Genomic DNA, 25225 nt, shown 5'->3' with positions numbered 1-25225 from the left:
CTATGTTTTCACTCCAAAGCGTTGGTGCGCCATCTCTGCCGCTAACAACAAAGCAGCAACCAAGCTTGATGCATCAGCATGCCCCTGCTCTACCGAACACGCAATATCAAAAGCCGTCCCATGATCAGGAGACGTTCGAATAATAGGCAAACCCAATGTTACATTGACGCCACCTGCCATATCCAAGGTTTTGAGCGGAATAAGACCTTGATCATGATATAAACAAATTGCCGCATCATAATGAGGCCGTGCCGCTGCGCTAAACATCGTATCGGGTGGCATCGGCCCGTTCACCGTCACCCCAGCAGCACGAAGCTGCTCAACAGCAGGAGCAATAATGGTTTTTTCTTCCGTTCCCATCATGCCATCTTCACCTGCGTGAGGGTTTAACCCCGCTACGGCAAGACGGGGACACTCAAGACCAAAATCACGCTTTAAGGCATGAACAGTCAGAAGTGCGACCTCTACAATCCGATCTGTGCTTAACGTCTCAATAGCGCGGCGCAACGGCATATGAATGCTGCTCAACACAACCTTGAGCTGTGGGCATGCCAGCATCATGACCTCTTTGCCCGTAACATCACATAAGGCAGCCAAAAACTCTGTATGTCCTGGGTGAGGAAAGCCTGCTTTCGCTAAAATATGCTTCGCAATCGGGTTCGTTACCACGGCACTCGCATACCCTGCCAGAACACTCCGCACCGCTTGCTCTATACTGGCAATCGTCGCACCTGCATTACGTATGTCCGGCTGGCCGGGCGTCACGGGGACAGCGCAAGGGGCGTGAAGAACCGGCACGGCTTCTCCAAAACAGGACAATGCCTCTTCTGGATGACTGATCCGCTTAACCGGAACGGCCTTTTCGATAAGTGTAGCATCACCGATCCAAAAGAACGGCGTCTCTTTATCCTTCAGCTCCCTCCACGCTTTGACCGTCAGCTCAGGGCCAATACCGGCAGGGTCCCCCATCGTCAATGCTAATGGTCGCAGCATCATGACCTCCTTAGACCGATAGTGTGGAGAGCTCTGCTAAAATACGCACCCAAGAGCGAATACCATGACGGAAAGAATCAAGGCCATATTGCTCATTAGGCGAATGAATTCGGTCATCAGCTTGCGCAAACCCGACCATGAGCGCATCCATCCCTAAGGCCTGACGCACCTCCTCCGCCACCGGGATAGAGCCACCACACCCAATCGTTACAGCCTCTGTCTTCCATTCCTCACTCAACGCTTTGAGTGTTGCCGGTAGGAAAGCACTTTGTCGTGAAACGGCAAACCCCGAAGAGCCTCCGTAAGACGTAAAACGTACCTGCACATCAGCAGGGACAGAGCGCTTCATATAAGCACGGAACTGTTCACGAACGTGGTCTGGGTTTTGCCCAGGAACCAAACGGAACGACACCTTAGCTTTTGCTGTCGCTGGAAGGACAGTCTTAAAGCCCTCTCCTTCATACCCTCCAGAAATACCATTGATTTCACAGCTTGGGCGGCACCAAGTTTGTTCAACCGCGCTAAACCCCTTTTCCCCCGCAGCGATTGAAAGCCCCGTCCCCGCTAGTAAGGTTGCATCATTGGGGAAGAGACGCTTCCATTGCTCTCTTGTTGCGTCATCCGGTACGGTGACACCATCATAGAACCCCGGCAATGTCACGCGACCCTCATCATCACGCAGACCTGACAGCGCCTGACATAACAGTGCGATCGGATTAGCCGCCGCATTGCCATACATCCCAGAATGCAGATCCTGCGATGCAGCCACGATTTCAACCTCTTCAGCCACCGTCCCACGGAGAGACGTTGTTACAGCAGGGGTGACACGATCAGGCATAGCCGTATCACACACTAAGGCAACATCAGCTTTTAGCTCATCCGCATGTGCTTTGAGGAACGGTAAGAGGTTTTCACCCCCTGACTCTTCTTCCCCTTCCAGCAAGACACTCACTTGAACAGGCAAGGAGCCATGCACGTCTTTCCAAGCACGGCAAGCCTCAAGGAATGTCATGACTTGGCCTTTATCGTCACTCGCTCCTCGCGCAACAATGACAGAACGCCCCGTTTCATCCTTTACAATACGAGGTTCAAAAGGAGGGGTCTTCCAGAGTTCATCGGGATCAGTCGGTTGAACATCATAATGGCCATAAAAAAGAACATGAGGAACAGAACCTGTTGGTTTCTCGCTATGCCCCACAACCATAGGATTACCCGGTTTAGCCCAGCTTACCTCCTGAATATCTGCGCGCATATTCAAGCTTTTCAAATCGTCACACAGCCACTGAGCAGCTTGACGGCAGTCCTCAGCATGCTGAGGTTGTGTCGAAATACTTGGAATACGCAAAAGCTCAAACAAATGTTCCTGCGCCTGCTCCATTCTCCCATCAATATGATCCAGAACAGAGGTCATATTTTTTTCAAAACTCATAATCTTATAGCTTTCTCGTTATGTTATTGACTGAGCTCAACGCCAAGACGGGTCTGCAAAGGAGCGTCTGGTTCTCCATCCTCACTCTCCTCTGCCTCCTGGTTGCTAACGGGATGTTCCTCTCCTTCAGATATGGGCTCGGGTCGTAATCTTAAAGGAGCTGGAGAGAAACGTCGTGTCTCTGCTGTTCCCGAAAAAGGGGAAACCGTTTTTTCCTCTGGCCGTTTACCTAAAACGCACGCTAACAAATCGGCAAAAGATTTTCGGAAATCGGTAGGTTGATTTTCAGACGATACCCTTTGATACGCATTTTTTTGCACCGAAAGCCACAAACTCTCGTCTTGATACACATCAAGAATAGCCTGCGCAAAACGCTGCGGGTCATTAAAGCCACCATTAAGACCATCTCGCCGGTCTTCCCAATGAAGTGCCTCGAGCTGCGAACTCCCCATGACGGAAGGGATACCATAAGCGGCTCCTTCGACAATTTCGCTTGATTGCGTAGCCAACACACGCGTAGGCGCAACCAACACGCGACAATGCTCCATCAGCACATGATCTGGAACAGGTTGAGCGAGTCCTTCTAGAGCAACAAAACGTTCGTAAAAACTTAGATCGACAGAAGGGTGATGATAACCGCCAATCCATAACGGCACATCTTCAGCAAGATGCCGCTTTAAATAAGACGCAATACGCAAGCAAAACCAATCAAAGCCATCATGCACAGCATCACCTGACCGCATGATGCAGAGTGGAAAGAGGAGCCCGCTTCGCTCATGAAACCCTTTTTGTTGAACACCTCGTTTCAACGACATACCAACTGGGGGAAGTAACCAGACATTCTCAAAACCAAGACGTCGCATAAGACGTTCTTCTGCTGCATCCCCTGCGATGATGTATTGACACATCCAAGCATTGGAAAGCTCATCAGAAGCTTCCCTCTTTAAACGCTCCTGATCGTCATTTGCTCCCACTAGACGCCGTAAGTGCGCTTCCATGGCATGCAACCCACCACCTTCTTGCGTTACGGTATCCAAAATAACATTCTCTACCATCCTCGGATCCTGACGAAGCATGGGGGCTAGTTTGGTTAGTGTCTGTGTTCCATTAAGCCATAAAAGTTGAATGGCACCTCGACGTTGCGTCAAGAGTTGTGCAACGGCATCACCTCCAAACAAACACTCAACTGTGGGCGGATAATCAAGAGGAACTGTTAGATGGTCTTCTTCTCCGTTTTCTAATCCCACAATGGTAACGAACCAATTATTTTGTAGGAATGCGTCTATTTGGTGAAAAATCCGACGTGACCCACCTCCTTCACATTTACGCGGCAGGTGAGGAAAGACCATCACCACATGTAAAGCTGTCGCCTTTTCACGCCACGCCCCTCCATGAGGAAGTGGATGATGCATCAATACAGAAGCAAAAGAACGGCGCATTTTTTGCGCCTGCTGCTCCCTATTCTCCACTGAAGGAGTTCTCGCACTTAAATTCCGGACAAGAACATCTGACAGGTAAGTAACCCCAAGCCCTTGTGCTCGCAATGATAAGGCTAAAGGAGCAAATCCCGCCTCGAGACCACACGCCTCAATAGAAGGTAACGCTTTTAAAAAAGCCGACCGCAAACCAAAAAAGAAGCCAGCCTGCACCACCTCCAAAGGAGCTTCATAGCTGAGATCAGCTTCCGTTACGGCACGGCCACTCCCTTTGAGGGTCATGCTTCCATCACGCCATAAACGAGAACCTGCTTCACATAGACGTCCATCCGCCTGCATGATCGGGCCTGAGCCGCCTTTAATATGCCGATAGAACATGGCCTGTTTAATGGCGTTTAAGGCTCCCGCAGTCGGCTGCATACCCGCCCGCATAACGACAACATAGGGGCTTTGTGCATGTTCAAGCCCTCGTTTAAACTGCTCTGCTTCGGACATCAGCGTATCAGAGTAAAGCAGTCGAACGCCACGAGCGAATTGAGATACTCGTTTCTTTTCCTCAGTATTACCATTACTGACAAGGGTGACATCGTAAGAGACGTCATTTTGTTGATGTAAAGCCAACAACGACGCCGCAACAGAGACATAGTCCCCCTCTGAAAGAACAATGACACTGAGCAAGGAATCTGCATCATAATTGAACGATAATGGAGAGCGAAAAATAGACGGCAATGCCGTCCCCACACGACCAATAGCAAGCTTTTGATAAGTCGCTAACGCAGCATCCTCAGGGATCTGCGACACTTCTCCTTCCTGCTTTTTTACCCATAATGCAAAAATATCATCAACTTTTTCTAACGCACATAAGCGCTTAACGTCGCAAGATTGAGCAAACCCCTCAAGGTCCACATGCTCATGCGGCTGCCTATGCTCATGCACTCCTGAAGCCATAAAATGCGCATAACCGTTGCGAAAAACACCCTTCTCAATCGCCTCTCGCACGTCTGGATAGCGCTCACGATAATAGTCTTCACTAAAAAATGGATTAGGGTCAAAGCTATCAATATTATCACTCGCCAAATAATGATGAAGAGGTGTTTCAAATTGTCCTTCTTCAATCATTGTCTCCACATCAGAGTAACGCTCCAAGTACCATTTTGGATCAAAATACCATGATGTTCGAACTCTTCCCATCTTCGGGTGTTCAAGAGCGAGATATTGATCAAACCCTCCTTTCTCACAGTCAAAATCTACACCATCTTTTAAGCATTCATGAATAAATAGCTCTTGCTGAAAAAAACGATGCGGATTTTGTCGCTCTAAATCACCAACTTTTAAAAAATAATCATACCCATTCACAAAACCTGATTTATAAATAAACCTCAAACTAACATGTGAATTTTTCTTTAAATATGTACCTATATCAAATAGCCAATGAGAAGAACAACTTCTACTTCCAATATCCACATAATGCTGAAAACCGGTTTCAAAAATGCCTTTGTTTTGGATACTTTTTAGAACATCGCCATTATGGCGCAAATACCATTTTTCATCAAAAAATCTGTTAGGAGAGCGTCTATTTTTAACGCTCTCCTGTCGCCATAGGCTGTACAATGTTTGATCATCAGCAGAACATTCCTGATCAGACAGTACAACCCGATAGCGTCGACGATACCAAGCGGCATCAAACAACTTCCATCTAACTGGTGCGGAGGCTTGCTCCGCAATTTGAGCAGACGAAAATTTGTTCACTACCGTCTCTGACACGTCTTTGTTACCTTATTTCTTCTCAGCCTTTCCCGCTTCTTCATTTTTCTCCCAAAATGTGCGGAAATCAATCGGTTGAGGGTTGTTCACGGAGAAACCACTTTCACGAACGAGATCAAGCAGGATATTCCGAGCTGTAGGGAAAAGATACCCCGCAGCCTCTTGCGCGATAAATTTCTCACGCGCTTCTGAAGAGGCCTTCCCCACAACGCCAAACAAACCTGCATAAACAACCGCAGCCTGATAAAGTGGCTGAAGTTTCTCACCTTCCTTAGGAGCATGAGGATAGCCAAAAGCACGCACGACAAGACGTAGCTCATAAGCCCCCTCAACATCAGAAGCTTCGCGCATGCTTTTATCAACAACAAGATGCAAGTGAGGCGGCGCCTTCAACGTGCGTAACACCTCTGGGGTATTCGGCACATCAATGGTTGCATGGCAAAGATATTGCGAGCCCAAATCGAGCTTCAATGCTGTTGCAGCCTTAGAATCTGAGCTTTGCGGATTTTTCGTCATTTCGCAGTCACTGTCCCAATGTAGAAAAAAGTGGCAGTTAAACCTTACATCTAATCCTGCCACGTGTAATCACAAAAGAAAGAACGAGCAACGTCAAGCCTTTCGGAGCATTTCGTGCAATATAATAGTAAAATTCATCAAAAACCTCTTATTGTTAACATAAAAATGCTATCATAACCTGCCGTATGCCATGAGATTCCTTTGCAAGCTTCTAACAAAGTCTTAATATATATTCCTCATTATCGCTCTCTTTAACAGGATTAGGAGTTAATCCATGATAAGACTTCTTATTGGTGTTCTTTTTCTTGCTCCCTTTGTTTTACTCTCTGTCAGCAATCTTGATCCAATGACCGTTTGGTTCGTCTCATTTGACTGGCACGTCATCACTGGCAAGTTTATCCTTGCTGTGACAATCCTTTCCCTCTTAATGGGCTTTTTCCTTGGATGGATTGGAGAGCTGCGTCAACGCCACCGCGCACGCCGCGCAGAAGGACAGATTCGCTCTCTTGAAAAAGAAGCCGTCGAACTGCATAAGCGCATTACGCAACTTCAAACAGAACCATCCTCAACACCCTCTGAGACTTCTTCTCAGCCACCTCGGAACTGACGCTCATAATGGCCCACCGTCGCACCCGCCTTATTGCTGCATTAGACACACTAAACCTCGCAACTGCTCAACAATGGGCTTCTTCTCTGGAAGGAGCCGTTGATGCCGTGAAGCTTGGGTTAGAATTCACTTACTCATGTGGTCTGAAGGCTGTGAGTGATATAAGCCAGCACCAAAAACTATTTCTTGACCTGAAGCTTCATGATATTCCCAACACTGTTGCTTCAGGCCTTAAAGCATTAACCCCTATTAAGCCACTTCTGACCACTATCCATGCAAGTGGCGGAACAGAAATGATCCAACGCTCTCGCGAGGTTTTAGAGGAAGCTTTCCCTAACGACCTAGAGCGGCCTAAACTACTTGCTGTAACCGTCTTGACGAGCATGAACACCCAAACCCTTGCTGAAATTGGTGTTAACGCAACCCCCCTTCAGCAAGTTGTAAGACTTGGCCGTCTCGCCATGCAGGCTGGCGCAGATGGGCTTGTCTGCTCAGCACATGAAATTGTTGCATTACGCGACGCTCTTGGAGACACTCCCGAACTTGTTGTTCCAGGCATTCGTCCTGCTGGCAGTCAAGCAGATGACCAGAAGCGCATCATGACCCCTCGCCAAGCTGCCGAAGCTGGAGCTGATTGGATTGTCGTCGGGCGCCCTATCACACGTGCTGAAAATCCTGCGCTCGCAGCTCAAAACATCCAAGACGAGCTTAATGCACGATGAGTGATGTAAAAATCTGCGGGATAACACGAACGGAGGATATCCAGCTCTGCGCTCAGCTCGGCGTAAAATGGGTCGGGTTTGTTTTTTATCCTCCGTCCCCTCGCTCACTTTCGGCTCAGCACGCTCAGTGTTTACATGAATCCGTCCCGTCACCTTCTGAGGGTGGGCCATTGCGTGTTGGCCTCTTTGTGCGTCCAACGTTTGATGAAATCGCTCACATACTCAACGTTGTCCCCCTTGATATTTTACAACTTTACACATCCGTTGAAGAGGCCCTTTCTTTCAGGAAACACTTCAATCTTCCTGTGTGGCAGGCTCACGGCATTCGGCATAAAAGCGACTTGCCTACCTCGTCAGACAATCTCCCTGATGGATTCATCATAGAAGCCCCAGCAGATAAGAACGATACCCGTCCCGGAGGCCTTGGCAAACGCTTCGACTGGGCACTCACCCAAGAATGGCGCTCTCCTCTTCCATGGTTACTCGCTGGAGGCCTAACACCAGACAATGTCCGCGAAGCGATTGCCACAAGCAATGCTCCCGCTGTGGATGTCTCCTCAGGTGTAGAAAGTGCTCCCGGCCAAAAATCAGCCCTACTTTTAGAAAAATTTATTGAAATTGCCCATAATCGGGGTTGCACTTTAAAATAATGCTGGTATTGTCCACACACGCTCGCTGGAGAGATGGCCGAGCGGCTTAAGGCGCACGCTTGGAAAGCGTGTGTACGTTAATAGCGTACCGTGGGTTCGAATCCCACTCTCTCCGCCATGCATTCCTCACAATACGTCCCCATATGTTGGTTTAATGGCAGTTAACCGCCATTATTATCCATAAAACAGTCCCAATATATCCACATACGTGCAGTTGAAGCCACGGAAAAAGGGGGTATCATGCTAACAGACGTTGCAGCGCGGAAAGCAAAAGGTGCTGAAAAACCTTATAAACTAAGCGATTCCCAAGGTCTATTTCTTTATGTCCAGCCTAACGGTTCTCGCCTGTGGCGTATGAAATATCGCTTCGGTGGCAAGGAACGTCTTTTGTCGTTCGGGAAATATCCAGAAGTTACCCTATCCTCAGCATGACAGGCACGTGATGATGCACGTGCAGAGTTGCGAGAAGGACGAGCCCCCTCTCTAACCCGTAAACAAAGGCGAGCGAAGGCTTATAAGACAGACGATCATTTCCGTCGTGTGAGTGAAGAATGGCTTGAGCACAACAAGTCTCGTTGGGTGAAAAAGCACTGTGCAGATGTGCGCGGAAGCTTAGAGCGCCATGTATGGCCGAGCCTTGGAGCTATCCCCCTCAATTCCATAACCCCTCCAATGCTTCTTGAGGTTTTGCGCACTATTGAAAAAACAAGCGCGAATGAAACAGCCCACCGTGTTCGTCAACGTATCAGTGCTATTTTTGATTATGGTATTGCGAATGGTCTAGCCACATCAAATCCGGCCCCGCAATTAAAATCGCTTCTTTCGCCCGTACAAAAGGGAAGCAGCCGGCCATAACAAACCTATCGCGCTTACGACATATGTTGAATGCAATAGAAAACTTCCCAGCCCACCCCGTTACATTATTAGCTATGCGCTTTCTCGCCCTAACCGCTGTGAGGTCAAATGAAGTAAGAGGTATGAGTTGGGATGAAGTCACGGGACATATTTGGAAAATTCCAGAAAATCGTATGAAAATGCGAAGAGATCACGTTGTCCCGCTTCCCAGCCAAGCCCGAGCTATTTTAGAAGTTATTAAGCCTCTAACAGGGAAATCCCCTTTCGTTTTCCCAAGTGTTCGCTGGTCTCATAAACCAATGTCAGAAAATACATTAAGCGCCCTCATTAAACGAGCAGGCTATGAAGGGCAGCACGTTCCTCACGGATTCCGTTCCTCATTTTCAACGATTATGAATGAACGGAGGCCTGAAGACCGATCTACTATTGATATGATGCTTGCTCATGCGTCGAAAAATTCTGTTGAAGCAGCCTATAACCGAGCACAACACTTGGAAAAACGACAGGAGATTGCCCAAGAATGGGCAAATCTCCTGTTACGTGATGCGAAACCAACTTCTGCTATTCTGCAGGTGCGCAGCCATTAATAAAAGCTTCAAACCATTTATTGACGTCATCTGAAGGCCAACGAACTGTTTTTGTGCTAAATTTAATTGAACGAGGGAAACGGCCATTTTTCATTGAGGCATAAATATACGTCTTACTAAATTTTGTTTTTTCCAAAATCTCATCTAGCGTCAAAAGTTCCCCACTTTCGAATAGAATCTCTCTTCTTTTTTCTACTTGCGTCATTCCCCTCCCTCCTGTTCTGCGTATTCCTCCAAAGCTGAGACAAGAACGAGCACGTCGCCGACTACTGGTTCGCCCCAAAGCTCTTCTGCCCGAGTGTCTAACGTTTGCTGGTGCAAGCCGTTGACGTAGTAAAACATACGTCCATCAGCATTCTTTCTAGCCTTCACATGCCCATAGCGATGCGGTTCCGAGGCTGTTGGGAACTTGGCGGGGTAGCGAACGCCATATCGAAAGCCCGGCATCGCTAATGCCTCACGGAACAGAACCCATTCGCAACGTCGGCTCCAGCGTTGTGCAGCCCACGCACGATCTGGCAACGGCTCATCTGGGCCGGTTGCATGACACGTCGTGCAATAGAAGTAATGTCCATCACACCCAAGTTCACGGCTCCCACAGAACGGGCACGCCTTTAGTGCAATGAACATCATATGCCCTCCGCAAGGTTGTATACTTTGTCGAGCAGGTAACTAAATTCGCTTCGGTCTCGCGTCTCAAAAGCACGCATCAAATCAGCGACCAGTTCATTGCCCGTTACATCACATGGTTTTGCTGGAGGTAGATTGAGTTTGCGGCTCACGACTTCTTCCAGCAGTTCTTTATCATCGACCTGACTAATGGCGTCATCTGCGTCTATCTCGGCTTGAACTAAAATCATCACAGCCCCCTCCTGATTTTACGCAGCAAGCGGATGATCGGGCCGCATAAGAGCACCGGCCACATGAACGAAGCGACAACGCGGGTTTCTGTTGGCACGTAGCTCTGCTGTGGCTGTGTTAGCTCGAATACGGCCCAGAGTGTCGCACCGATGAGGCCGTAGAATGCTGCGGCGAGGCAGAAGATGAGGAAGAGGCTCATGCTGGCATCTCCTCATCGTCTGCCCCTTCAAAACGCATCAAGGCTTCACGGATGGCGGCATCTACCTGGCCGAACAGTTCGGGACGTTTTTCCTCTAGCCATTGTTTGCGCTTGATAAAGCGCTCATCCGCAGTCACTTCCTCAAGGTCTTCTTGGGTCTTTGCGTCCTGAATAGCCTCCACCATTTCACGGGTGGCGCTCAAATTTTTATCTTCCGGGGGCCGATCCGTTCCTGTTTCTGCCCATCTCTGTAAACGCTCACCTGCAGCGGATGTGATCTGCTTCCCGGCTGGGAAAATAACTTGCAAATCATGGTTCAACTTACGCGGCAAATCATACCGGGGCTCACCAGGCGTATCGGGATGCATGGTCATCGAACCTGATAGCTCAAACATAAACGACTTCTCACAAATCGGCTGAAAGCCCATCTGTCGAATTTCGTTTCGCGACCGTCCAGTTTGGGGGTTCTCCACCTTTTCAAACTTGATCTTCTCTTGAGCGCGCAAGCAAAAGATCAAATGTGTGCGTGTTTGAATAAGTCGCGCCATCATACGCTTGTGTTGCTGCTTCGGCTTTTTCCAGCTCGGCGCTGTCATCGCCTCTATTTTCCACTGCGCGACATTCCCTTGGCGATCGGTTGCAGCAGCCAAGGCAGCGGCTTCAGCCATATCGGCACATCCACCTTCTCCGTCCCACTCATGGCTCATACTGTCGATCACAATGACGGTTGCCCCGGCATCTTCAGCCGCTTTAATCGCCGCGACATAACGCATCGGCTCGAAAGGAGGCTGAAAGTCCAGATGCAGAAAGTCGAATGTCCCTTTAGAGGGATCGGCTTTTTCACCCGGACATGGTGCATAGTGCAATGCACGCCCTGCTTCTGTATCAATTACAGCAATCTTGCCATTCTTGCCCTTAATGCCTTCTGCCAATGTCAAAGCTGAGAATGTCTTGCCTGAGCCAGAAGCTCCGGCGATGCCGAACAGAAGACCAATTTTCTCTCTTATCGCGGGTTTAATGGTAAAGCTCATGCTACAGCTCCAAATTCTGCTAAAATATCGTCTCTAAGCTCTTGATCTTCTTGCTCACGCAGCAGCCAAGCCGGGGCCTCCACATGCGCCATATGCGCGTAACCGGGCCATCTATTCGTTTTCATGCACTCGCTCCACAGACGAATAGCGCATGTGACGTTTTCATCAGCGACATGCATCAAGCTTTGCGCAGGCGTAAAAACAGACACGGCATAGGGCGCATACATTTCCACGACGACGAACCGCATAGGTTGAGGCGTCACACCTCGGAGTGCTTTCAGGCCGCGAGCATAAAACCGGTCTTGTGTGCGATATTCACTAACGAGCGAGCGGCTCCATTCATGAGGGCTTGCGCTTTTTGTCGTTCCTTTGAGGTCAAACAACGGGACTCTTGGATTATCTGGCAGAAAATCCACCATACCACGGCACCAAGAACCGCTGCTCTTCCACGCAATCGTTGCCTCTGCTTGTCCGGGGCCGAATAATTCAGAACAATCTTCACGTTGCAGAAGTTGAGCTTTAGCCGCTTGAGCACAGGCAGAAATCTCGTCAAAATCCTTCTTTAAAAGAACAATCTTTCCCTCCGCACGGGCACAATTGCGAGCCTCTTTAGCTTTATTGGTCTGGTAATTATCGAATGGGAGAACGGCAATGTCTGATCCTTTGCCCAAAACCAGCCGATGCAAGGCAGAACCTTTTTCCATCTCGGAACTTGGCGATCCTGATGCCCTGTTAGGGTTTAAGCGCGGATGATGAAAATGGGCGTGAAGAGGGCTCTGCTTTAGCAATACCTTTGCAATCGAATTAGACAGGCTTGGCTCTGGGCATGGATCAGCATGATACTGCTCATTACTGAGATCATAGATGCCTGGTTGTGTAATCAGAGGCTTCATGACCGCGCCTCCTGTTGAGGAAATTCGCCACCTAAAAGAGCAATCTCATTCTCAATATTGGGCACGAGCCTCATGGTTCGGTCTGCTTCCGCGACTTGGCCACGGCTTCGGTAGCGTCCGGCTTCTTCGTAAGCGCGGATCCAGAGGCCGTATTGCTGGTCAAGCTCTCTATCGCGCACGTTAGACACAGCTTTCCTGTTTGCGTGTTTCAGCATTGTTTCGATCCTTGGCTTTTACTTGGGGTGGTTACTTGCTGCTAAGGAGCTTTTGACGCTCAATCTGTGCTTGAGAAGAAAGGGTATCAAGCGCCTTTGAAACACCTTCGATTGAATCTGCCAATTCTTTGGATTGGCTCACTTTTGCAAGCGTTCGGAAGGCAGAGCTGAAAATCACTCCAGTAAAGAAGAGACGTTCTAAGCCATAATGACTCTCTAAATCTTCCCTTGAAATAAGATCAGCTTGTGCATCAGTGATCTGCTTTCTGGAAACACTAATAGTCGTATCCAACATCACCCCAGCACCTTCTCGTCTTGATTGAGCTTACGGGCGACGTCTTGCCTTGGCGTAAACGGTCAAGTGGATCGGGCATGTAGGGTGTGTAATGCTGAACAACGGTCTCAACGCCGTATTCTAGTTCGTTAAACGCTTCTTGTTCAGCGCCACGACTTGCAGCAGCCATACGCCCTACCCACTGGGAGAGACGTTGAGCAAAAGAAAGGATCGTCTCGTCGCTAAGAGTACGTGGATCAGCACTCTCAATCTGCTCAAAGACGCTCGGCTGTGGCTGCGGTACTGCGTGAAGGTAGATCATTGCGCGGCCTCCTTCGCCTGACGTGCAAAGGCATCAGCACAACGATGGGATTCTCCCCCTGCCTCACCAAGAGCATCTGCGGCTTTTCTTAGCTTTAAAAGCAGCTCTGAGTTGATGTTGTCTTTCCCCGTCGCACAATTGGGATGGTGCTTGAACGCCTCACTGAGTAGGTTCGCTGAATCTCCAAATGCTGCGTAAGTTTCCTTGTTGGCCTCTTCGTTCAGAGGCAGGATTGTGCTCATCATTAGAAATGCACGGGACATTTCACGCAGGCTTTCGCCCCTTCTCCGAAGAGCTTCCTGACGGTCTTCTATTTCCATCTTACCCTCCTCCTACGCCCCGACGTGGGGCGCTTCGTTCGGTATGAGGGCAATATGTCTCCAAAAGAGACTTATCGCAATAGAAAAATGTCTCTCTAAGAGATATTAGGCGTCTTTTGAGGGGTTTCTTCATGTCCAGAAAGCGCTTTTCCACCTCGTCCCGCCATTTTCAAGGCCAGACTAGTCATGAGATCAAGACGCTCCGCCTCGCTTATGAGGCGCCAGATAGCAATAAGACGCCTCTCATCCGGCTCATGGACGATATACTCTTCAGACTCATTATCCGAACCCGAAGAGAGACCACACAAGAAATCGAGAGAGACGTTATAAAGTTGGGACAGTGCGATAAGCGTTTCTAACGATCCGGTTTTCTTGCCTGATTCAATATCAGATAAAAATGCACGACTTTTGCCAAGGGCTGCGCCCACTTCATCCTGCGTGAGGTGAGCTGCCTTGCGTGCATTTTTTAAGCGATCACGATTTAATCCAGTCATCGTTATTTCCTAGCAAAACTAAAAAAAACGATGGTCTCCGATCGAGACTTTCTTGCAAAATACTTTTTTGTCTCTATAAGAGACTTATGGTTACGATAAAGCAAATCATCCAAGCCTGCGGAGGGTGCACAAAGATGTCACGACACTTAGGACACCGAACGCACACTTCAGTCCTCAAATGGAACCAGGTTCCCGCGCGTCACGTCATAGCAGTGGAATCCCTTACCGGCATCCCGCGTGAAGAGCTGCGCCCTGACCTGTATCCGCCGCGCCGTCCAACGCGGCGCACGACCCCCACCCCCACACAACACCAGAAGGAGACACGGGTATGAGCGAGGAAAAGCAATATCTAGGGATGGTCTGGCATGATGGCCGCCTTATTTACAACTGCGCACCGCGTGAACACCAAACCATCCACTTAGCTCCTGTTCAGATTATCCCTCTTCTGAAGAGCCTTGAAAGCTGCCTTGAAGCTGATCCTCTATCCAAACCTTCCACTGATCTAGTGTCGTGGCTGGAAGGGTATCAAGATGGGTTCTCAGCGTCACATCTGTTGAAGACTGAAGTTTGTAATCGCTGCTCTTCTCAACCTTCAGGTCTTTCAACTCAAAACCTGTCATCTTCGTCCCCTAGTTCAGCTTCAAAAGATGCCCGCACGGACTCGACCTCCGAAGCAGGCAACGAAACCGTAGCACAAGACACCCAAGCGAAGCGTCCCCACGACGATACGCTCTCTGAGCAGGAGCGTTGCGACCGGGTCAATCTTGCTGTTCAAACGGACATTCGTAAATACCGTGAGGAAAGGCTTACCAGCCCAACCGATGAGGAATTGCAGAAATGGGGATGCCCTAAGCTGCTTGATCCGCGTGCTCGGATGTTTATTTGTCAGCTACCCGATGAAGACCTTCGGACGATCAGACGCCATGCAATGCCGGGATGGCTTGCTGGTCTTCTCTCTCAGATCGCCGATGAAGAAATTGAACGCCGCGCTGGTGAAGATGAGGCGTCGTCATGAGCCGCACTATCCCCACCCAATGGACGACCATCGCCTACTTTAGCGACTGTGATGGGCGGTTTGTTCCCGCTCCCGGCGCTGTCTGCACAGAAAGCCAAGCCGCCCTCTCTGATGACGTAACAACCCGCACTATTTGCGTGCGCGGTCGTGAGGAACTGCAAGTGCGGAGGGTTCGGTAATGGCGGGCTCCGTTAACAAGGTCATTCTCGTCGGTCGATTGGGACGTGATCCAGAGGTACGCAACACACAATCCGGGGCAAAGATCGTTCAGCTCTCCATCGCTACCAGCGAGAGTTGGACAGACAAGCACACCGGCGAACGTCGCGAACGCACCGAATGGCATAAGGTCGTGATCTGGAACGAGCACACCGCTGGTGTAGCTGAACGTTTCTTACGCAAAGGCAGCAATGTTTATCTCGAAGGCGAGCTTCAGACGCGTAAGTGGGAAGATAAGCAGGGTGTGGAGCGTTACACGACAGAGATCGTGATTAGCCGCTTCCGTGGTGATTTGGAGATGCTCGATAGCAAGTCTGACCGCGAGCCTTCCCAGCAGAAACAGCCCGCTCAAAGCCAGTCCTACGGTTCTCAGCGCTCCATGTCTGACGTGGATGCAAGCCAAGACCCACTCGACGACGAAATCCCATTTTAGAGGCACATTATGACAGATACACACACAACAGGCGGCATTGCCGCTGATCGTCTGCGCTCCATCATTGAACGCGTCGAACGCCTTGAAGAAGAACGTAAAGCTCTGGGGTCGGACATTCGCGACCTCTTCACAGAAGCCAAGTCAGCAGGCTTTGACGTGAAGGTCGTTAAAGAGCTGCTCAAGCTCCGCAAGCAAGAGCCCGCTGAGGTGGAAGAGCAAGAAACGATGCTCGACATCTACCGTAAAGCGTTGGGGATGTAAGATGTTGCGCCTTGTCTATCCCTCAGTCCGTAGGCTGCACCGCGAGCTTGCCCAAGAACGCCGTCACAACAAGGCGCTGCAAGCAACCTGTGTCGATCTACGCAACCATCAGGAACGCTGTGCCTCAGACGTGCGCTATTTGCGGGAGCAGCTTTGGCAGCTTGAGAGCGAAAACCACCGTGCCTTCGCTCTCGTTACGCAACTCAGAAAGCAGCTCGCCTCAATGGGTACCGCATCACCACAACGCAAACGCGATGGGCATGGGAGGTTTGTATGATGATGCGCCGTCATCGCCCCATTCAACAGCGCGAGAGTGCGCTCCACACTCATATATGGGAAGCTCTACAGACGCTCCTGCCCAGTGATTGCCTCGCTTGGTCGGTCGAGAATAACAACCTCGGGCCCATTCGCGGGAAGAGCCACGTTGCACGCGGGTGCATTGCGGGCGTGCCAGATTTGCACATTCTCTATCGCGGTCGCCTCCTGCTTATTGAGCTCAAAATACCAACGGGCCGCCTGACCCCCAAGCAACAAGAATTCCTTGCCAATGCGCGTCATTGTGGTGCGCCAACGGCTGTTTGTCGCTCATTGGAAGACGTTGTTGCGTTCCTCAAAGAACAAGGCGTACGCCTGAAAGGAGCTTTGTAATGGCTCGTATCCGTTCGATCCACCCCGGCTTCTGGACTGATGAAGCCACACTTGAGATGAGCCTTGAAGCCCAGCTCTTCATGATTGGCCTGTGGGGCGAGGCTGATGACGGCGGCGCTTTTGCATGGAAGCCGCGGCAGCTTCAGGCCCGTATCATGCCGTTGCGCCAAGTTGACATCAGCGCGTTGCTCAATGAACTCACTGAGCTTGGCGTGATCACACGTTACGAGGTTGATGGCGTGTCTTATGGGGCCGTCCGCAATTTCGGCAAGTTTCAGTCTCCCAAAAAGCCAAACCGCAAAAACCCCATGCCTGAAGATGTCGTGCGTTTCTGTGCGACGGAAGAGACGCCCCCACTCGGTGGGAACGAGGGAGAAACCGGTTCCTCCACCACGGGACGTGCTTCTCCTAGCGCGGACGAGACGACAGAAGAAGAGCCATCACCCGCCCCTTCTACCGGTCAAGAGAAGCGCAGTTCTACGCCGGTTTCTCACGATAGTGCCCCTAGTTCTGACCAAGTTACGAACCAGTTCCCCACCCGTTCGGAACCGGTTCCCCTAGGAAGAGGAGGAGGAAGAGGAGAGGAAGAGGAGTTACTCTCTCACTCCGTTCGAGAGGCGCGCGCACCCAAAGAGCAGCCAGCTTCATCGAAACCAAAAACAAAATCCACCAAACGCGGATCCCGTCTTCCTGACGATTGGCAGCCATCGGAAGAGCTGTTGGATTACGCCAACGAGCGAAACCTAAACCCTCAACGGATTACTGAAGATTTTCGTGATTACTGGCATGCAACTCCTGGAGCAAAAGCGTGCAAGCTGGATTGGGACGCGACCTTCCGGACATGGTGCCGTCGAGAAGCCGATAAGCGACAAGGTCAGTTTCTCAAGGGCGGAAAGGCCAATAACGCCCCCACAGCACCGCGACGTCCAAGCAACCCGTTCGAGGGCTTAGGGGACAATTTCGGTAACGTCGTCCCTGACCTAACCCCTGAGCAAAAAGCAGCCTACTCCCGCTTTGGAGGACACGCATGAGCGCCGTTGTTACGCACCTTCCTGACCGATCCCACACCGTTGCACAGGCTCGGAACCGCCGCATTGGCGGATGGTTGACCAAGCTTGCCTCCTACGTTCAGCATTCGCGAGAATTCCGCGACAAACCGGAGAAGGAACGTGCAGAGTTTTGGGCTGAGCTAGTGCTTGTCATGGCTGAAGCAGAGCTTCCTGACACGGTATGGAACGCAGATGCTGTCCGTTTTTGCCGACGCCGCTTCAAGTTCTTCCCTTGCGCTGCTGAACTGTGCGCAGCGTTGAACGAATATGCGGAGCCACTGCGTGCGGCAGCCCGCGAGCAATGGCAAAGGGAACGCATTTCGCGACATGCGTCCCCCGATAGCTCACAGGAATTGACGCCTAAAGATCGTGTCTTCTTGGCTGGATGGCATGAGGCCAACAATGACGGCTTTCGTCAGCTCGCCTTCGGACGCGGCACAACGCCTGATGAGGCACGACGCTCAAGCCTCTCTCTGCTCAAGCAACAGGCTCCACGCGCTTATCAGCAGTTGGTGGAGGATCAGAAATACCATGCGTAACTCTTCGGAATTTCCAAGCGTAAATACCCAAAAAACGGCGGATAACTGGCGTTCGCTATGCCTATCTCTTATCGGAGACGATAATCGGAATTCTCTGGAGTACTATCGCTACGAACCGCTGAATTCAGGCGCTGCTGAGAACGAGACAAATCGGAACGCAGAAAGCGACGCTCTTCATCGGTGCTTTGGAGGAGATGTGTGATGCGCTCTGAGTTCGCAAGGATGGTGCGCGACATCCGTATCGCCCACGGGGATCGACTGCTAGATGCAGCTCGTAAGCTGGGTACAAAGGCCGCCGTGATCTCCCGTATGGAGCGTGGAGGGTATGAAGTCTCTGATAAGATAGTTGAAAGGTTCATTGACGCTTATGGCCTCAACGAAAATGCAGACAGCATCAGAAAAGCTGCGTCTGCGCATAACGACGAAGTGAGAAAGAACTACCCTACGCTCCAAGAGCTGATGATCCTAACCCCAGCAGCTATTCAACAGTATCTGGCAGCCAATGGCTGGCAGAAGCTTGGTTTTTATAGCGAGCACAGTCTTTGTTATGAATATCCTGATAACGGTATGATTATCGTGCCAGACGGCGATACTGTTACCGACTATCCGCGCATGGTGTTGGAAACGATACGGCTGCTGTCATACAAGAAAGACCGCACCCCTCGACAGATTTACCAAGACATCCTCCAATCTGCTCCTGAGGCTACGTCTTCCAAAAAAACCTCTTATAACCGCGTGGCTCATGATTGGTATGTAGAGCCAGAACATGCCACGGATCGGCTCCTTGCTGTGGAAAAGCCCTTCTCTGGAACGATCTTAGATCCCTGTTGCGGGCAAGGGAACATCCTCCGGGCGTGTGGCCGCGCTGGGGTTAAAGCCGTCGGAAGCGACATTGTTGACCATGGCATAGGAGCGCGTGTTGAGGATTTCAGCGCGGCTATTCCCGATCTCAAGCCAACCTCGATCATCTCCAACCCGCCCTTCAATCAGGCGGAAAAGTTCGTAAAGCTGGCCTTAGACCATACGCAAGGCCGCGTGTGCCTTTTCCTCCGCGCTGCCTTCCTTGAGGGTATCAAGCGGTCGGAATGGCTCAAGCAAACACCCCCTGCTCGCGTATGGCATTTCCCCGACCGAATTAGTTGCGTCCCAGGGCATTTGCTCGGTCAAAAACAAAAACATAGCGGCACCACAGCCTATGCGTGGGTGGTGTGGGAACGTGGTCATCGCGGGCCATACGCTGGCTACTGGCTCCCTGAAAAGAAAAAAGAACGGAGTGCCTCATGAGCAAAGCCGCCGCCTATGCCCTCTCCGATGGGCCAACCACAGAGCGCACACTCAAGCCCGACTACGAAACACTCGGTATGGGAAAGCGCAAACGCCGCGTGAAAGCCCGCACCGTGCAAACACTTCACGAAAGCGGCGACATCAGCGGGGAAGCCGTTACCGCCGCGAACCGTTGGCTGGAGGATTATATCTTCTTCAAAGGGGGCTATGCCGATTACCTCAAAGACCCGCTCGACCGGGACTATATCCCCGGCAACGTCCACACCTTCGCTGTTGCGCGCGGTAAAGCGGCCGCTCGGATTGCTGAGGTGCGTGAAGCGCTTGGCCGGTGCTCGCACCACAGGTTAGAAATGCTGCTGGTCGAGGGCATGAGCTTCTCGGCCATTGGGAAGCAGTTGTGGCCTCATAAGAGCCAGCCAGACGCCTCTAAATGCGCTCGCTCTCAATGCGTTTTACTCCTAGAGCAGCTCGCTAATTTCTACGTTGAAAAACACAAAAAACAGGCTCGTGAAAAAAGGACTTGTACGTATAGCATAAACGTGAGATGATATTGGCATAGTCGGAAGTCGTGCATCTAATCGGGTGTGCGGCTTTTTTGTTAAACCGGCTTAACAACCTGACACTCCCTACAAAATCAAACTCTTTCACAAGACAATCCCATGCCCTACCCCACGTCCCAACCTGACCGCAGGCTGAGACGCGGGAGGGTTGTATCTACACGCGGCGGCCTTTGTGTTGTGCTCAAGCGTGACCGCGAACGCGTAGCACTCGTGCCTATCCGACGCGGGCCTGCCAATGCCCACCGTGCTGATGTCCACCCGTCATGGATGGATGCGGCGCTGCTCGGTCTGTCGGCTCGTGATGTGATCCGTTGCGCCCCGTTCACGCTGCCTCACCATGTCGTCTATCCCCTGCCATCCACCGTTCCAGAAACGCTCATGAAGCGCGTTTGGGCCGCTGCCTGTAAAGAAGTGCGGATACAAGCGCGGGAAGATGCTTACCCCCAACGGAGAACATTATGAGACAGCAGACGTTACACAACGCCCCCTCTGACGATGTTCTTCGTGCCATGCTGAACGAAATCGAACATGGTTACACGCTGAACACCGTCTGTTTTGGACGCGAGGGGCGCCCAACAATCGGCAACTTCCTACGCCTTATGAGTGAAGGTGAGGAAAAGACCCGCCTCTTTGTTGAGGCTTTAGACATCTCATGCTGGGTGCTTGCTGATGAAATCCGCGCCCTTGAGGCAGAGACAGCCCCTCTTTATGCGGCGGCCAATAAAGCACGGTTCGACATGCTGCGCTTTGAGATCGAACGCCGCGAGAAGATCATCGAACGCTGGATGACAGCAGTAGAGAATACAAAATAAGTTTAAGTAAGTTGAGGAAATGTCATGGCTTGGCCAAAAGGAAAGCCGCGTCCTACTGGAGCAGGTCGGAAAAAAGGCGTGCCCAACAAGGCGACTGCCGATATTCGTGCGCTCGCACAAGAACATGGCACAGAAGCGCTTAATATACTGCGTGACATTGCCAAAAATGGAGAGAGTGACGCTGCACGTGTAGCGGCGGCACGCGATATTTTAGACCGTGCTTACGGCAAACCAAGGCAAACAATTGATGCCAACGTGAAACGTAGTTTATCTGACATGACAGAAGATGACCTGGCCGTCTTGGCTGGGATAAACCCCGATGAAGAACACGAAAGATAGAGACGCGTTAGAACGTCGTGTACAAGAACGTGCGACAGAAGAACTACGTTCTCGTTGGAGGGCTCGTATTGATCCTCTCGCTTTTACGCAATACACGATGCCTTCTTACGAGGCGGGAGAGCATTTACGCCTCTTATCTCATAAGCTGTTGGCGGTTGAGCGTGGCGAGATTGACCGTCTTATGGTGTTTATGCCGCCGCGACACGGGAAATCAGAGCTTTCAAGCACGCGTTTTCCTGCATGGTTTCTTGGCCGCCATCCAGAGCGGCAAATTATTACGGCATCATATTCGGCTGATTTAGCTGAAAATACCTTCGGTCGTCATGTTCGTAACCTTGTTCGTTCGCCTGAATTTTCCAACGTATTCCCTGATGTTTCTCTCTCTCAAGATAGCAGCGCTAAAGGCCAATGGGCGACCAGTAAGGGCGGTGTTTATGTCGCTGCTGGTGTTGACGGCGGCCTGACAGGCAAGGGTGCTCATCTTGCTATCATTGATGACCCTTTTAAGGATCGTAAAGAAGCTGAGTCCCAAGTCATTCGTGACAATGTGTGGGATTGGTATCGGTCTGTTCTTTACACTCGTCTGATGCCCGGTGGCGCTATCGTGCTCATTATGACGCGCTGGCATCCTGACGATTTGGCAGGGCGGTTGCTTAAAGCACAAGAAACCGGAGGCGACCGTTGGAATGTTGTTGAGCTCCCAGCATTGGCTGATAGCCCTGATGATGCCCTAGGTCGCGCAGAAGGCGAGGCATTGTGGCCTGACCGCTACCCGTTGCCAGCGCTCAAACGTATTCGCGACACGGTTGGCCCGCGTGAATGGGCTGCCCTTTACCAGCAAAAGCCCACCGAAGCTGAAGGAAATCTCTTTAAGCTGACGGCCTTGTCCTATCTTGATGCTGAACCCTCTGGCGTCATGGATCTTGTCAGACGCTGGGATTTAGCCGCTACGCGCGATACGGGCGGCAATGACCCTGACTGGACGGTTGGGGTTAAAATGGGACGCTTGGACAGTCAGCATTATGTCATTCTTGATATTGTTCGCTTTCGTGGCGGCCCGCAAGATGTGCAACAAGCCATCCTCAATACCGCCAAAGCGGACGGGTATGAGACGCGTATCGTCTTGCCAGAAGACCCCGGCCAAGCTGGGAAAGCCCAATCGGCTTACCTCACCGGCCTCCTCGTGGGGCACCAAGTGCAGTGTATTCGGGAAACGGGCGATAAAGCGACGCGCGCGACCCCCTTCGCCTCACAAGTAAATGTGGGCAATGTGTGTCTCGTAAAGTCCGCATGGAATGCCCCTTTTATTAAAGAGCTCCGCGCCTTCCCTGCTGCCACCCATGACGATCAAGTCGACGCTGCGGCTGGCGCATTTACGGCCATTTGGACGCCCGATATGGGGCCTCTCGCTCCCGACGATGCTGACAGTTTCTGGGCCGATGATGAGGGTGGTTATGAGGCGTTTTAAGGAGCGTCTCATCGGCGTTCCTCTGTTTGTCATACCTTTGATCATCCGTGATGAACGATTTTCTTTCCATAGGTTTCTTTTATGCCTCCTTACGTGAATGGCCTCCCTCTTCCGCCTATGTCGGATTTTGAGCATTTAGCGCCTGACTTTCAAAAGAAGGTTTTTAGCTTTGCTCAGTCTCTTGCCGATGAGATGGTTCAGGAAGACCAAAGCACCGCCCCTTCAAGTGAGGAGCTTTTAAAGCCTTACCAACCTGAAAAAGGCGTGATTGGCACCTACAGACGCGGCCCGCGTGCTGGGAAAATTGGCGATGAAGCGCCCCGCATGACGGTTTCCAACATGCCTCAAATGCCGATCGGAATGGATGGCTTTGCACAAGGTGGAGAGTTTTTACATCAAGGTGTCGGTTTTCCCGGATTCCCTGCCCTGTCAGCACTCGCGAAGCGAGGGGATTATCAGAATATTCTCACCGCTAAAGTGGACGGTGTTCTGCGGTCATTTGGGGAATGGCAGCCTCATGACACGCTTGATAGCAAGGTTGATAAAAAACAGGTTGATGAACTGAACGCCGCTCTAAAAGAGTTTAACGTTCTGTCTTTCCTGCGCGACCTCGTCAGTCACGAGACCATTTATGGGATGGGGTTCGGTCTTGTCACGATGCGTGGCGATGACGGCCCCGACGGGGAAACGGAAACACCGCTCACCCTCACACCCCACAAAATGGGGAAAGGAAACGTCAAGGGCTTCCGTGCCATTGATCCCACATGGATCAGTCCTGATGCGTATAACACACAGAGTGCGGCCTCGCCTTGGTATTACAAACCACAGGCGTGGTGGGTTCAAGGAACCTCCTACCATGCCAGCCGGTGCATGACGCTGATCACACGCCCTGTGACTGACATCTATAAGCCAGCTTACAATTTCTCTGGTGTTTCATTGCTGTTCATGGCCAAGCCTTATGTCGATAACTGGCTCAAGACGCGTGACAATGTGACCGCACTGCTTTCGACCATGCGGACTATGGCACTCACAACCAATTTTGACCAAGTGCTGAGCGCAGAGGGACGCATGCGCATGAAGAAGCGTGCACGAGAGTTTAATGCGGCTCGGAATAATATGGGCCTGATGATGATTGGGAAGGATGAAACCCTCACCAACATCACCACGCCCCTTTCTGGGCTCGACCGTCTGCAAGCTCAGGCGTTAGAGCAGATTTGTAACATCACGCAGATGACGGTGATGGAGTTTACAGGCAATCAACCGACAGGGCTTAACGCCTCCAGCGATGGGGCGTTGCGTCTTTCTGATGACCGTAAAAAGTCCTATCGAACCCTCCATCTTGAGCCGATCATCCAGCGCATAAGCGACATTTTACAGTTCCATCTCTGGGGAAAGAGATTGATTGAGCTGGGCGCCGTTAAATGGGTGTGGGACCCAATTAGCGAGCCCCCACCCCGTGAGAAAGCCGATATGGATCTGCAATATGCCCGCGGGCTCTCTGATGCGGTCGATCAGGGGATACTCTCTGCTGAAGATGCACGCCGCGCTCTTCTCCGTTCGGGGAACCGGCTTTCTTTAGGGATTGAAGAGGAAGATAGCCATGACCTTGGCGGTGAGGAAGAAAACCCCTAAAGGCACGCCCTTCCCGCGCCCTAATGCCGGCATTGCGGAGGCTTATAGACGGTCTATGCACCGTGCCATTGCGCTCATGGGGCGCGATTATGTGCGTGAGATTAGGCAGCTCTATCAGCAGAATGGCCTTGGCCTCGTTGGCGATGAAGCCCCCAACCAGCCACGAGATGAACATGGTCGGTGGGTTGCACAAGGCGGCGCGTCCTTTGTGGGATTACAAAAGACATATGCCGCCCTTCTGGATCGCTTGGAAGCAGAAGGCAAACAACGTGGGCCTTATGGGGTTGCTGCGTGGAATATGGGGCCAGGAGGGCATGATACCCGCCAAGAAGCCGAACTAAACCGCCCTGTCGTGTTGGGAGAAATCCCTCATCCAGATATTTCTCATGCGCGCATTCCTATTATCTTTAGCGAAGGGCGACAAAAAACGACGCATCCTAGTGGGAAAGGCTGGGGACGTCGGCATATTGAGTTTAGACATGGACGCCAGATTAGAGAGCTAGGCTTTAAGCATGCGCTAGAATTCGCTCATTACATCGTGACACATCATACGCAAGATATAGAGAGCCCACGCCATCGCAGCCGCAACCTTGTCATCACGAAAGAATCAGTTGAGCACATGATAGAGGCGCTTCATCTAACGCCTGTAGGCGATCATTACCGCGTCACCACAGCCTATCCAACAGAAGAAAAAATGGGAACCATACGGTAGCGGGCAGAGGTTTCCAAACTCCTCTTATGGGCGATACACGGCCTTATCCCAAAGGTTGAGTCAGCATACACCTAACAAACGAGCCGAGG

Annotated in this window: 39 protein-coding genes and 1 tRNA gene; 24 read left to right on the top strand and 16 right to left on the bottom strand. The window is 51.1% G+C overall.

Annotation, left to right across the window (positions count from 1 at the left end; all coding sequences use genetic code 11):
- The 4 genes from pdxA to F457_RS12435 are packed head-to-tail and all read right to left on the bottom strand — an operon-like array spanning nucleotide 1 to nucleotide 6138.
- Nucleotides 1-993: a 4-hydroxythreonine-4-phosphate dehydrogenase PdxA gene (gene pdxA, locus F457_RS0106750; protein ID WP_018980378.1), complete on the bottom strand. Its 993-nt coding sequence runs from the start codon at nucleotides 991-993 to the stop codon at nucleotides 1-3.
- Nucleotides 994-1003: 10 nt separating this feature from the next.
- Nucleotides 1004-2422 carry a M20/M25/M40 family metallo-hydrolase gene (locus tag F457_RS0106745; RefSeq protein WP_018980377.1) on the bottom strand — a complete coding sequence of 473 codons (1419 nt, stop codon included), beginning with the start codon at nucleotides 2420-2422 and terminating at the stop codon, nucleotides 1004-1006.
- A 23-nt stretch (nucleotides 2423-2445) separates the two neighbouring features.
- Complete coding sequence (locus F457_RS0106740) at nucleotides 2446-5622, bottom strand: glycosyltransferase (protein WP_169584114.1); 3177 nt, start codon at nucleotides 5620-5622, stop codon at nucleotides 2446-2448.
- 12 nt (nucleotides 5623-5634) lie between these two features.
- Nucleotides 5635-6138: a protein-export chaperone SecB gene (locus F457_RS12435; protein WP_018980374.1), complete on the bottom strand. Its 504-nt coding sequence runs from the start codon at nucleotides 6136-6138 to the stop codon at nucleotides 5635-5637.
- A 274-nt stretch (nucleotides 6139-6412) separates the two neighbouring features.
- On the opposite strand from F457_RS12435, the gene F457_RS0106725 reads away from it, so the two are divergent.
- The 7 genes from F457_RS0106725 (at nucleotide 6413) to F457_RS14320 (ending at nucleotide 9559) form a co-directional block, all read left to right on the top strand.
- Nucleotides 6413-6745, top strand: coding sequence for a LapA family protein (locus F457_RS0106725; protein WP_018980373.1), 333 nt, complete (start codon nucleotides 6413-6415; stop codon nucleotides 6743-6745).
- A gap of 8 nt (nucleotides 6746-6753) precedes the next feature.
- Nucleotides 6754-7467, top strand: a complete 714-nt coding sequence (gene pyrF, locus F457_RS0106720; RefSeq protein ID WP_018980372.1) for an orotidine-5'-phosphate decarboxylase — start codon at nucleotides 6754-6756, stop codon at nucleotides 7465-7467.
- The gene (locus tag F457_RS0106715) at nucleotides 7464-8117 is read left to right on the top strand and encodes a phosphoribosylanthranilate isomerase (RefSeq protein ID WP_018980371.1); all 654 of its coding nucleotides are present in this window, start codon (nucleotides 7464-7466) and stop codon (nucleotides 8115-8117) included. The genes pyrF and F457_RS0106715 overlap by 4 nt, the downstream gene beginning before the upstream one ends.
- A gap of 27 nt (nucleotides 8118-8144) precedes the next feature.
- Nucleotides 8145-8235 (top strand) — tRNA-Ser (locus F457_RS0106710).
- Between the two features lie 122 nt (nucleotides 8236-8357).
- Nucleotides 8358-8549: an Arm DNA-binding domain-containing protein gene (locus F457_RS14330; protein WP_306345032.1), complete on the top strand. Its 192-nt coding sequence runs from the start codon at nucleotides 8358-8360 to the stop codon at nucleotides 8547-8549.
- Between the two features lie 27 nt (nucleotides 8550-8576).
- Nucleotides 8577-8972, top strand: a complete 396-nt coding sequence (locus F457_RS14325) for a tyrosine-type recombinase/integrase (RefSeq protein ID WP_306345033.1) — start codon at nucleotides 8577-8579, stop codon at nucleotides 8970-8972.
- 23 nt (nucleotides 8973-8995) lie between these two features.
- A complete protein-coding gene (locus F457_RS14320) occupies nucleotides 8996-9559 on the top strand; it encodes a tyrosine-type recombinase/integrase (RefSeq protein ID WP_342661927.1) in 564 nt (187 codons plus the stop codon).
- Here the strand turns inward: F457_RS14320 and F457_RS12425 are convergent.
- The 11 genes from F457_RS12425 to F457_RS13295 form a co-directional block, all read right to left on the bottom strand.
- The gene (locus tag F457_RS12425; protein ID WP_018980370.1) at nucleotides 9534-9764 is read right to left on the bottom strand and encodes a helix-turn-helix transcriptional regulator; all 231 of its coding nucleotides are present in this window, start codon (nucleotides 9762-9764) and stop codon (nucleotides 9534-9536) included. The two genes, F457_RS14320 and F457_RS12425, sit on opposite strands and share 26 nt — an antisense overlap.
- Nucleotides 9761-10192 carry a hypothetical protein gene (locus F457_RS0106695; RefSeq protein WP_245539122.1) on the bottom strand — a complete coding sequence of 144 codons (432 nt, stop codon included), beginning with the start codon at nucleotides 10190-10192 and terminating at the stop codon, nucleotides 9761-9763. The genes F457_RS12425 and F457_RS0106695 overlap by 4 nt, the downstream gene beginning before the upstream one ends.
- The gene (locus F457_RS0106690; RefSeq protein ID WP_156809378.1) at nucleotides 10189-10422 is read right to left on the bottom strand and encodes a hypothetical protein; all 234 of its coding nucleotides are present in this window, start codon (nucleotides 10420-10422) and stop codon (nucleotides 10189-10191) included. The genes F457_RS0106695 and F457_RS0106690 overlap by 4 nt, the downstream gene beginning before the upstream one ends.
- Entirely contained in the window at nucleotides 10419-10619 is a 201-nt protein-coding gene (locus tag F457_RS0106685) for a hypothetical protein (protein ID WP_018980367.1), read from the bottom strand. Before F457_RS0106685 ends, F457_RS0106690 begins: the two co-directional genes overlap by 4 nt.
- Nucleotides 10616-11650: an AAA family ATPase gene (locus F457_RS0106680; RefSeq protein WP_018980366.1), complete on the bottom strand. Its 1035-nt coding sequence runs from the start codon at nucleotides 11648-11650 to the stop codon at nucleotides 10616-10618. Before F457_RS0106680 ends, F457_RS0106685 begins: the two co-directional genes overlap by 4 nt.
- Nucleotides 11647-12543, bottom strand: coding sequence for a PD-(D/E)XK nuclease-like domain-containing protein (locus F457_RS0106675; protein WP_018980365.1), 897 nt, complete (start codon nucleotides 12541-12543; stop codon nucleotides 11647-11649). The genes F457_RS0106680 and F457_RS0106675 overlap by 4 nt, the downstream gene beginning before the upstream one ends.
- A complete protein-coding gene (locus F457_RS0106670; protein ID WP_040920954.1) occupies nucleotides 12540-12758 on the bottom strand; it encodes a hypothetical protein in 219 nt (72 codons plus the stop codon). Before F457_RS0106670 ends, F457_RS0106675 begins: the two co-directional genes overlap by 4 nt.
- Nucleotides 12759-12789: 31 nt before the next feature.
- A complete protein-coding gene (locus tag F457_RS0106665) occupies nucleotides 12790-13053 on the bottom strand; it encodes a hypothetical protein (RefSeq protein WP_018980363.1) in 264 nt (87 codons plus the stop codon).
- Nucleotides 13034-13354, bottom strand: coding sequence for a hypothetical protein (locus tag F457_RS0106660; RefSeq protein ID WP_018980362.1), 321 nt, complete (start codon nucleotides 13352-13354; stop codon nucleotides 13034-13036). Before F457_RS0106660 ends, F457_RS0106665 begins: the two co-directional genes overlap by 20 nt.
- Nucleotides 13351-13674, bottom strand: a complete 324-nt coding sequence (locus F457_RS0106655; protein WP_018980361.1) for a hypothetical protein — start codon at nucleotides 13672-13674, stop codon at nucleotides 13351-13353. The genes F457_RS0106660 and F457_RS0106655 overlap by 4 nt, the downstream gene beginning before the upstream one ends.
- Before the next feature lie 95 nt (nucleotides 13675-13769).
- Nucleotides 13770-14168 (bottom strand): helix-turn-helix domain-containing protein, encoded by a 399-nt coding sequence (locus tag F457_RS13295; RefSeq protein ID WP_018980360.1) that lies wholly within the window; start codon nucleotides 14166-14168, stop codon nucleotides 13770-13772.
- 86 nt (nucleotides 14169-14254) lie between these two features.
- On the opposite strand from F457_RS13295, the gene F457_RS14385 reads away from it, so the two are divergent.
- Genes F457_RS14385 through F457_RS0106610 form a run of 9 tightly spaced genes read left to right on the top strand, consistent with a single transcriptional unit; the run spans nucleotide 14255 to nucleotide 18329 of the window.
- Nucleotides 14255-14500 (top strand): transcriptional regulator, encoded by a 246-nt coding sequence (locus F457_RS14385; RefSeq protein WP_083912724.1) that lies wholly within the window; start codon nucleotides 14255-14257, stop codon nucleotides 14498-14500.
- Nucleotides 14497-15183, top strand: a complete 687-nt coding sequence (locus F457_RS0106645) for a hypothetical protein (RefSeq protein ID WP_018980359.1) — start codon at nucleotides 14497-14499, stop codon at nucleotides 15181-15183. Before F457_RS14385 ends, F457_RS0106645 begins: the two co-directional genes overlap by 4 nt.
- Complete coding sequence (locus tag F457_RS0106640; RefSeq protein WP_018980358.1) at nucleotides 15180-15362, top strand: hypothetical protein; 183 nt, start codon at nucleotides 15180-15182, stop codon at nucleotides 15360-15362. Before F457_RS0106645 ends, F457_RS0106640 begins: the two co-directional genes overlap by 4 nt.
- On the top strand, nucleotides 15362-15832 hold the full coding sequence (gene ssb / locus F457_RS0106635) for a single-stranded DNA-binding protein (RefSeq protein ID WP_018980357.1): 471 nt from the start codon (nucleotides 15362-15364) through the stop codon (nucleotides 15830-15832). The genes F457_RS0106640 and ssb overlap by 1 nt, the downstream gene beginning before the upstream one ends.
- A 9-nt stretch (nucleotides 15833-15841) precedes the next feature.
- The gene (locus F457_RS0106630; RefSeq protein ID WP_018980356.1) at nucleotides 15842-16093 is read left to right on the top strand and encodes a DUF2312 domain-containing protein; all 252 of its coding nucleotides are present in this window, start codon (nucleotides 15842-15844) and stop codon (nucleotides 16091-16093) included.
- A 1-nt stretch (nucleotide 16094) separates the two neighbouring features.
- The gene (locus tag F457_RS0106625) at nucleotides 16095-16370 is read left to right on the top strand and encodes a hypothetical protein (protein WP_018980355.1); all 276 of its coding nucleotides are present in this window, start codon (nucleotides 16095-16097) and stop codon (nucleotides 16368-16370) included.
- Nucleotides 16367-16741, top strand: coding sequence for a VRR-NUC domain-containing protein (locus F457_RS12415; RefSeq protein WP_018980354.1), 375 nt, complete (start codon nucleotides 16367-16369; stop codon nucleotides 16739-16741). The genes F457_RS0106625 and F457_RS12415 overlap by 4 nt, the downstream gene beginning before the upstream one ends.
- Complete coding sequence (locus F457_RS13290; RefSeq protein ID WP_018980353.1) at nucleotides 16741-17772, top strand: DnaT-like ssDNA-binding domain-containing protein; 1032 nt, start codon at nucleotides 16741-16743, stop codon at nucleotides 17770-17772. Before F457_RS12415 ends, F457_RS13290 begins: the two co-directional genes overlap by 1 nt.
- A complete protein-coding gene (locus F457_RS0106610; RefSeq protein WP_018980352.1) occupies nucleotides 17769-18329 on the top strand; it encodes a hypothetical protein in 561 nt (186 codons plus the stop codon). Before F457_RS13290 ends, F457_RS0106610 begins: the two co-directional genes overlap by 4 nt.
- 68 nt (nucleotides 18330-18397) lie before the next feature.
- On the opposite strand, the gene F457_RS13925 is transcribed toward F457_RS0106610, so the two are convergent.
- On the bottom strand, nucleotides 18398-18565 hold the full coding sequence (locus tag F457_RS13925; protein ID WP_169584111.1) for a hypothetical protein: 168 nt from the start codon (nucleotides 18563-18565) through the stop codon (nucleotides 18398-18400).
- Between F457_RS13925 and F457_RS13565 the strand changes: the two genes are divergently transcribed.
- The 8 genes from F457_RS13565 (at nucleotide 18552) to F457_RS0106570 (ending at nucleotide 25136) form a co-directional block, all read left to right on the top strand.
- A complete protein-coding gene (locus F457_RS13565; protein WP_245539121.1) occupies nucleotides 18552-19613 on the top strand; it encodes a helix-turn-helix domain-containing protein in 1062 nt (353 codons plus the stop codon). The two genes, F457_RS13925 and F457_RS13565, sit on opposite strands and share 14 nt — an antisense overlap.
- On the top strand, nucleotides 19610-20161 hold the full coding sequence (locus F457_RS0106600; RefSeq protein WP_018980350.1) for a hypothetical protein: 552 nt from the start codon (nucleotides 19610-19612) through the stop codon (nucleotides 20159-20161). Before F457_RS13565 ends, F457_RS0106600 begins: the two co-directional genes overlap by 4 nt.
- A gap of 111 nt (nucleotides 20162-20272) precedes the next feature.
- Complete coding sequence (locus tag F457_RS0106595) at nucleotides 20273-20635, top strand: hypothetical protein (protein ID WP_018980349.1); 363 nt, start codon at nucleotides 20273-20275, stop codon at nucleotides 20633-20635.
- Nucleotides 20632-20985: a hypothetical protein gene (locus F457_RS0106590; RefSeq protein ID WP_018980348.1), complete on the top strand. Its 354-nt coding sequence runs from the start codon at nucleotides 20632-20634 to the stop codon at nucleotides 20983-20985. Before F457_RS0106595 ends, F457_RS0106590 begins: the two co-directional genes overlap by 4 nt.
- Nucleotides 20986-21009: 24 nt before the next feature.
- Nucleotides 21010-21324 (top strand): hypothetical protein, encoded by a 315-nt coding sequence (locus F457_RS12405; protein ID WP_018980347.1) that lies wholly within the window; start codon nucleotides 21010-21012, stop codon nucleotides 21322-21324.
- The gene (terL, locus tag F457_RS0106580) at nucleotides 21305-22792 is read left to right on the top strand and encodes a phage terminase large subunit (RefSeq protein ID WP_018980346.1); all 1488 of its coding nucleotides are present in this window, start codon (nucleotides 21305-21307) and stop codon (nucleotides 22790-22792) included. The genes F457_RS12405 and terL overlap by 20 nt, the downstream gene beginning before the upstream one ends.
- A gap of 81 nt (nucleotides 22793-22873) precedes the next feature.
- Complete coding sequence (locus F457_RS0106575) at nucleotides 22874-24424, top strand: phage portal protein (protein WP_018980345.1); 1551 nt, start codon at nucleotides 22874-22876, stop codon at nucleotides 24422-24424.
- A complete protein-coding gene (locus F457_RS0106570; protein WP_018980344.1) occupies nucleotides 24393-25136 on the top strand; it encodes a hypothetical protein in 744 nt (247 codons plus the stop codon). Before F457_RS0106575 ends, F457_RS0106570 begins: the two co-directional genes overlap by 32 nt.
- Nucleotides 25137-25225: the final 89 nt, after the last annotated feature.

Source organism: Saccharibacter floricola DSM 15669 (assembly GCF_000378165.1).
GTDB lineage: Bacteria > Pseudomonadota > Alphaproteobacteria > Acetobacterales > Acetobacteraceae > Saccharibacter > Saccharibacter floricola.
Note: the sequence above shows the minus strand (reverse complement) of the source record. Positions and strands in the feature narration are given on the sequence as shown.

Excerpts from the sequence above, each read along its gene's own strand:
- F457_RS0106665 (WP_018980363.1), bottom strand. The coding sequence starts at position 13,053 with ATGTTGGATACGACTATTAGTGTTTCCAGAAAGCAGATCACTGATGCA.
- pdxA (WP_018980378.1), bottom strand. The coding sequence starts at position 993 with ATGCTGCGACCATTAGCATTGACGATGGGGGACCCTGCCGGTATTGGC.
- ssb (WP_018980357.1), top strand. The coding sequence starts at position 15,362 with ATGGCGGGCTCCGTTAACAAGGTCATTCTCGTCGGTCGATTGGGACGT.
- F457_RS12435 (WP_018980374.1), bottom strand. The coding sequence starts at position 6,138 with ATGACGAAAAATCCGCAAAGCTCAGATTCTAAGGCTGCAACAGCATTG.
- F457_RS13295 (WP_018980360.1), bottom strand. The coding sequence starts at position 14,168 with ATGACTGGATTAAATCGTGATCGCTTAAAAAATGCACGCAAGGCAGCT.
- F457_RS0106670 (WP_040920954.1), bottom strand. The coding sequence starts at position 12,758 with ATGCTGAAACACGCAAACAGGAAAGCTGTGTCTAACGTGCGCGATAGA.
- F457_RS13290 (WP_018980353.1), top strand. The coding sequence starts at position 16,741 with ATGGCTCGTATCCGTTCGATCCACCCCGGCTTCTGGACTGATGAAGCC.
- F457_RS14330 (WP_306345032.1), top strand. The coding sequence starts at position 8,358 with ATGCTAACAGACGTTGCAGCGCGGAAAGCAAAAGGTGCTGAAAAACCT.
- F457_RS0106600 (WP_018980350.1), top strand. The coding sequence starts at position 19,610 with ATGAGCAAAGCCGCCGCCTATGCCCTCTCCGATGGGCCAACCACAGAG.
- F457_RS0106610 (WP_018980352.1), top strand. The coding sequence starts at position 17,769 with ATGAGCGCCGTTGTTACGCACCTTCCTGACCGATCCCACACCGTTGCA.
- F457_RS0106640 (WP_018980358.1), top strand. The coding sequence starts at position 15,180 with ATGAGCCGCACTATCCCCACCCAATGGACGACCATCGCCTACTTTAGC.
- F457_RS0106745 (WP_018980377.1), bottom strand. The coding sequence starts at position 2,422 with ATGAGTTTTGAAAAAAATATGACCTCTGTTCTGGATCATATTGATGGG.
- F457_RS0106630 (WP_018980356.1), top strand. The coding sequence starts at position 15,842 with ATGACAGATACACACACAACAGGCGGCATTGCCGCTGATCGTCTGCGC.
- F457_RS14385 (WP_083912724.1), top strand. The coding sequence starts at position 14,255 with ATGGTTACGATAAAGCAAATCATCCAAGCCTGCGGAGGGTGCACAAAG.
- F457_RS0106575 (WP_018980345.1), top strand. The coding sequence starts at position 22,874 with ATGCCTCCTTACGTGAATGGCCTCCCTCTTCCGCCTATGTCGGATTTT.
- F457_RS0106655 (WP_018980361.1), bottom strand. The coding sequence starts at position 13,674 with ATGGAAATAGAAGACCGTCAGGAAGCTCTTCGGAGAAGGGGCGAAAGC.
- F457_RS13925 (WP_169584111.1), bottom strand. The coding sequence starts at position 18,565 with ATGTCGCGCACCATCCTTGCGAACTCAGAGCGCATCACACATCTCCTC.
- F457_RS0106680 (WP_018980366.1), bottom strand. The coding sequence starts at position 11,650 with ATGAGCTTTACCATTAAACCCGCGATAAGAGAGAAAATTGGTCTTCTG.
- F457_RS0106660 (WP_018980362.1), bottom strand. The coding sequence starts at position 13,354 with ATGATCTACCTTCACGCAGTACCGCAGCCACAGCCGAGCGTCTTTGAG.
- F457_RS13565 (WP_245539121.1), top strand. The coding sequence starts at position 18,552 with ATGGTGCGCGACATCCGTATCGCCCACGGGGATCGACTGCTAGATGCA.
- F457_RS12425 (WP_018980370.1), bottom strand. The coding sequence starts at position 9,764 with ATGACGCAAGTAGAAAAAAGAAGAGAGATTCTATTCGAAAGTGGGGAA.
- F457_RS12405 (WP_018980347.1), top strand. The coding sequence starts at position 21,010 with ATGGCTTGGCCAAAAGGAAAGCCGCGTCCTACTGGAGCAGGTCGGAAA.
- F457_RS0106715 (WP_018980371.1), top strand. The coding sequence starts at position 7,464 with ATGAGTGATGTAAAAATCTGCGGGATAACACGAACGGAGGATATCCAG.
- F457_RS0106725 (WP_018980373.1), top strand. The coding sequence starts at position 6,413 with ATGATAAGACTTCTTATTGGTGTTCTTTTTCTTGCTCCCTTTGTTTTA.
- F457_RS0106675 (WP_018980365.1), bottom strand. The coding sequence starts at position 12,543 with ATGAAGCCTCTGATTACACAACCAGGCATCTATGATCTCAGTAATGAG.
- F457_RS0106695 (WP_245539122.1), bottom strand. The coding sequence starts at position 10,192 with ATGATGTTCATTGCACTAAAGGCGTGCCCGTTCTGTGGGAGCCGTGAA.
- F457_RS0106625 (WP_018980355.1), top strand. The coding sequence starts at position 16,095 with ATGTTGCGCCTTGTCTATCCCTCAGTCCGTAGGCTGCACCGCGAGCTT.
- pyrF (WP_018980372.1), top strand. The coding sequence starts at position 6,754 with ATGGCCCACCGTCGCACCCGCCTTATTGCTGCATTAGACACACTAAAC.
- F457_RS0106590 (WP_018980348.1), top strand. The coding sequence starts at position 20,632 with ATGAGACAGCAGACGTTACACAACGCCCCCTCTGACGATGTTCTTCGT.
- F457_RS0106685 (WP_018980367.1), bottom strand. The coding sequence starts at position 10,619 with ATGAGCCTCTTCCTCATCTTCTGCCTCGCCGCAGCATTCTACGGCCTC.
- F457_RS0106595 (WP_018980349.1), top strand. The coding sequence starts at position 20,273 with ATGCCCTACCCCACGTCCCAACCTGACCGCAGGCTGAGACGCGGGAGG.
- terL (WP_018980346.1), top strand. The coding sequence starts at position 21,305 with ATGAAGAACACGAAAGATAGAGACGCGTTAGAACGTCGTGTACAAGAA.
- F457_RS12415 (WP_018980354.1), top strand. The coding sequence starts at position 16,367 with ATGATGATGCGCCGTCATCGCCCCATTCAACAGCGCGAGAGTGCGCTC.
- F457_RS0106645 (WP_018980359.1), top strand. The coding sequence starts at position 14,497 with ATGAGCGAGGAAAAGCAATATCTAGGGATGGTCTGGCATGATGGCCGC.
- F457_RS0106570 (WP_018980344.1), top strand. The coding sequence starts at position 24,393 with ATGACCTTGGCGGTGAGGAAGAAAACCCCTAAAGGCACGCCCTTCCCG.
- F457_RS14320 (WP_342661927.1), top strand. The coding sequence starts at position 8,996 with ATGTTGAATGCAATAGAAAACTTCCCAGCCCACCCCGTTACATTATTA.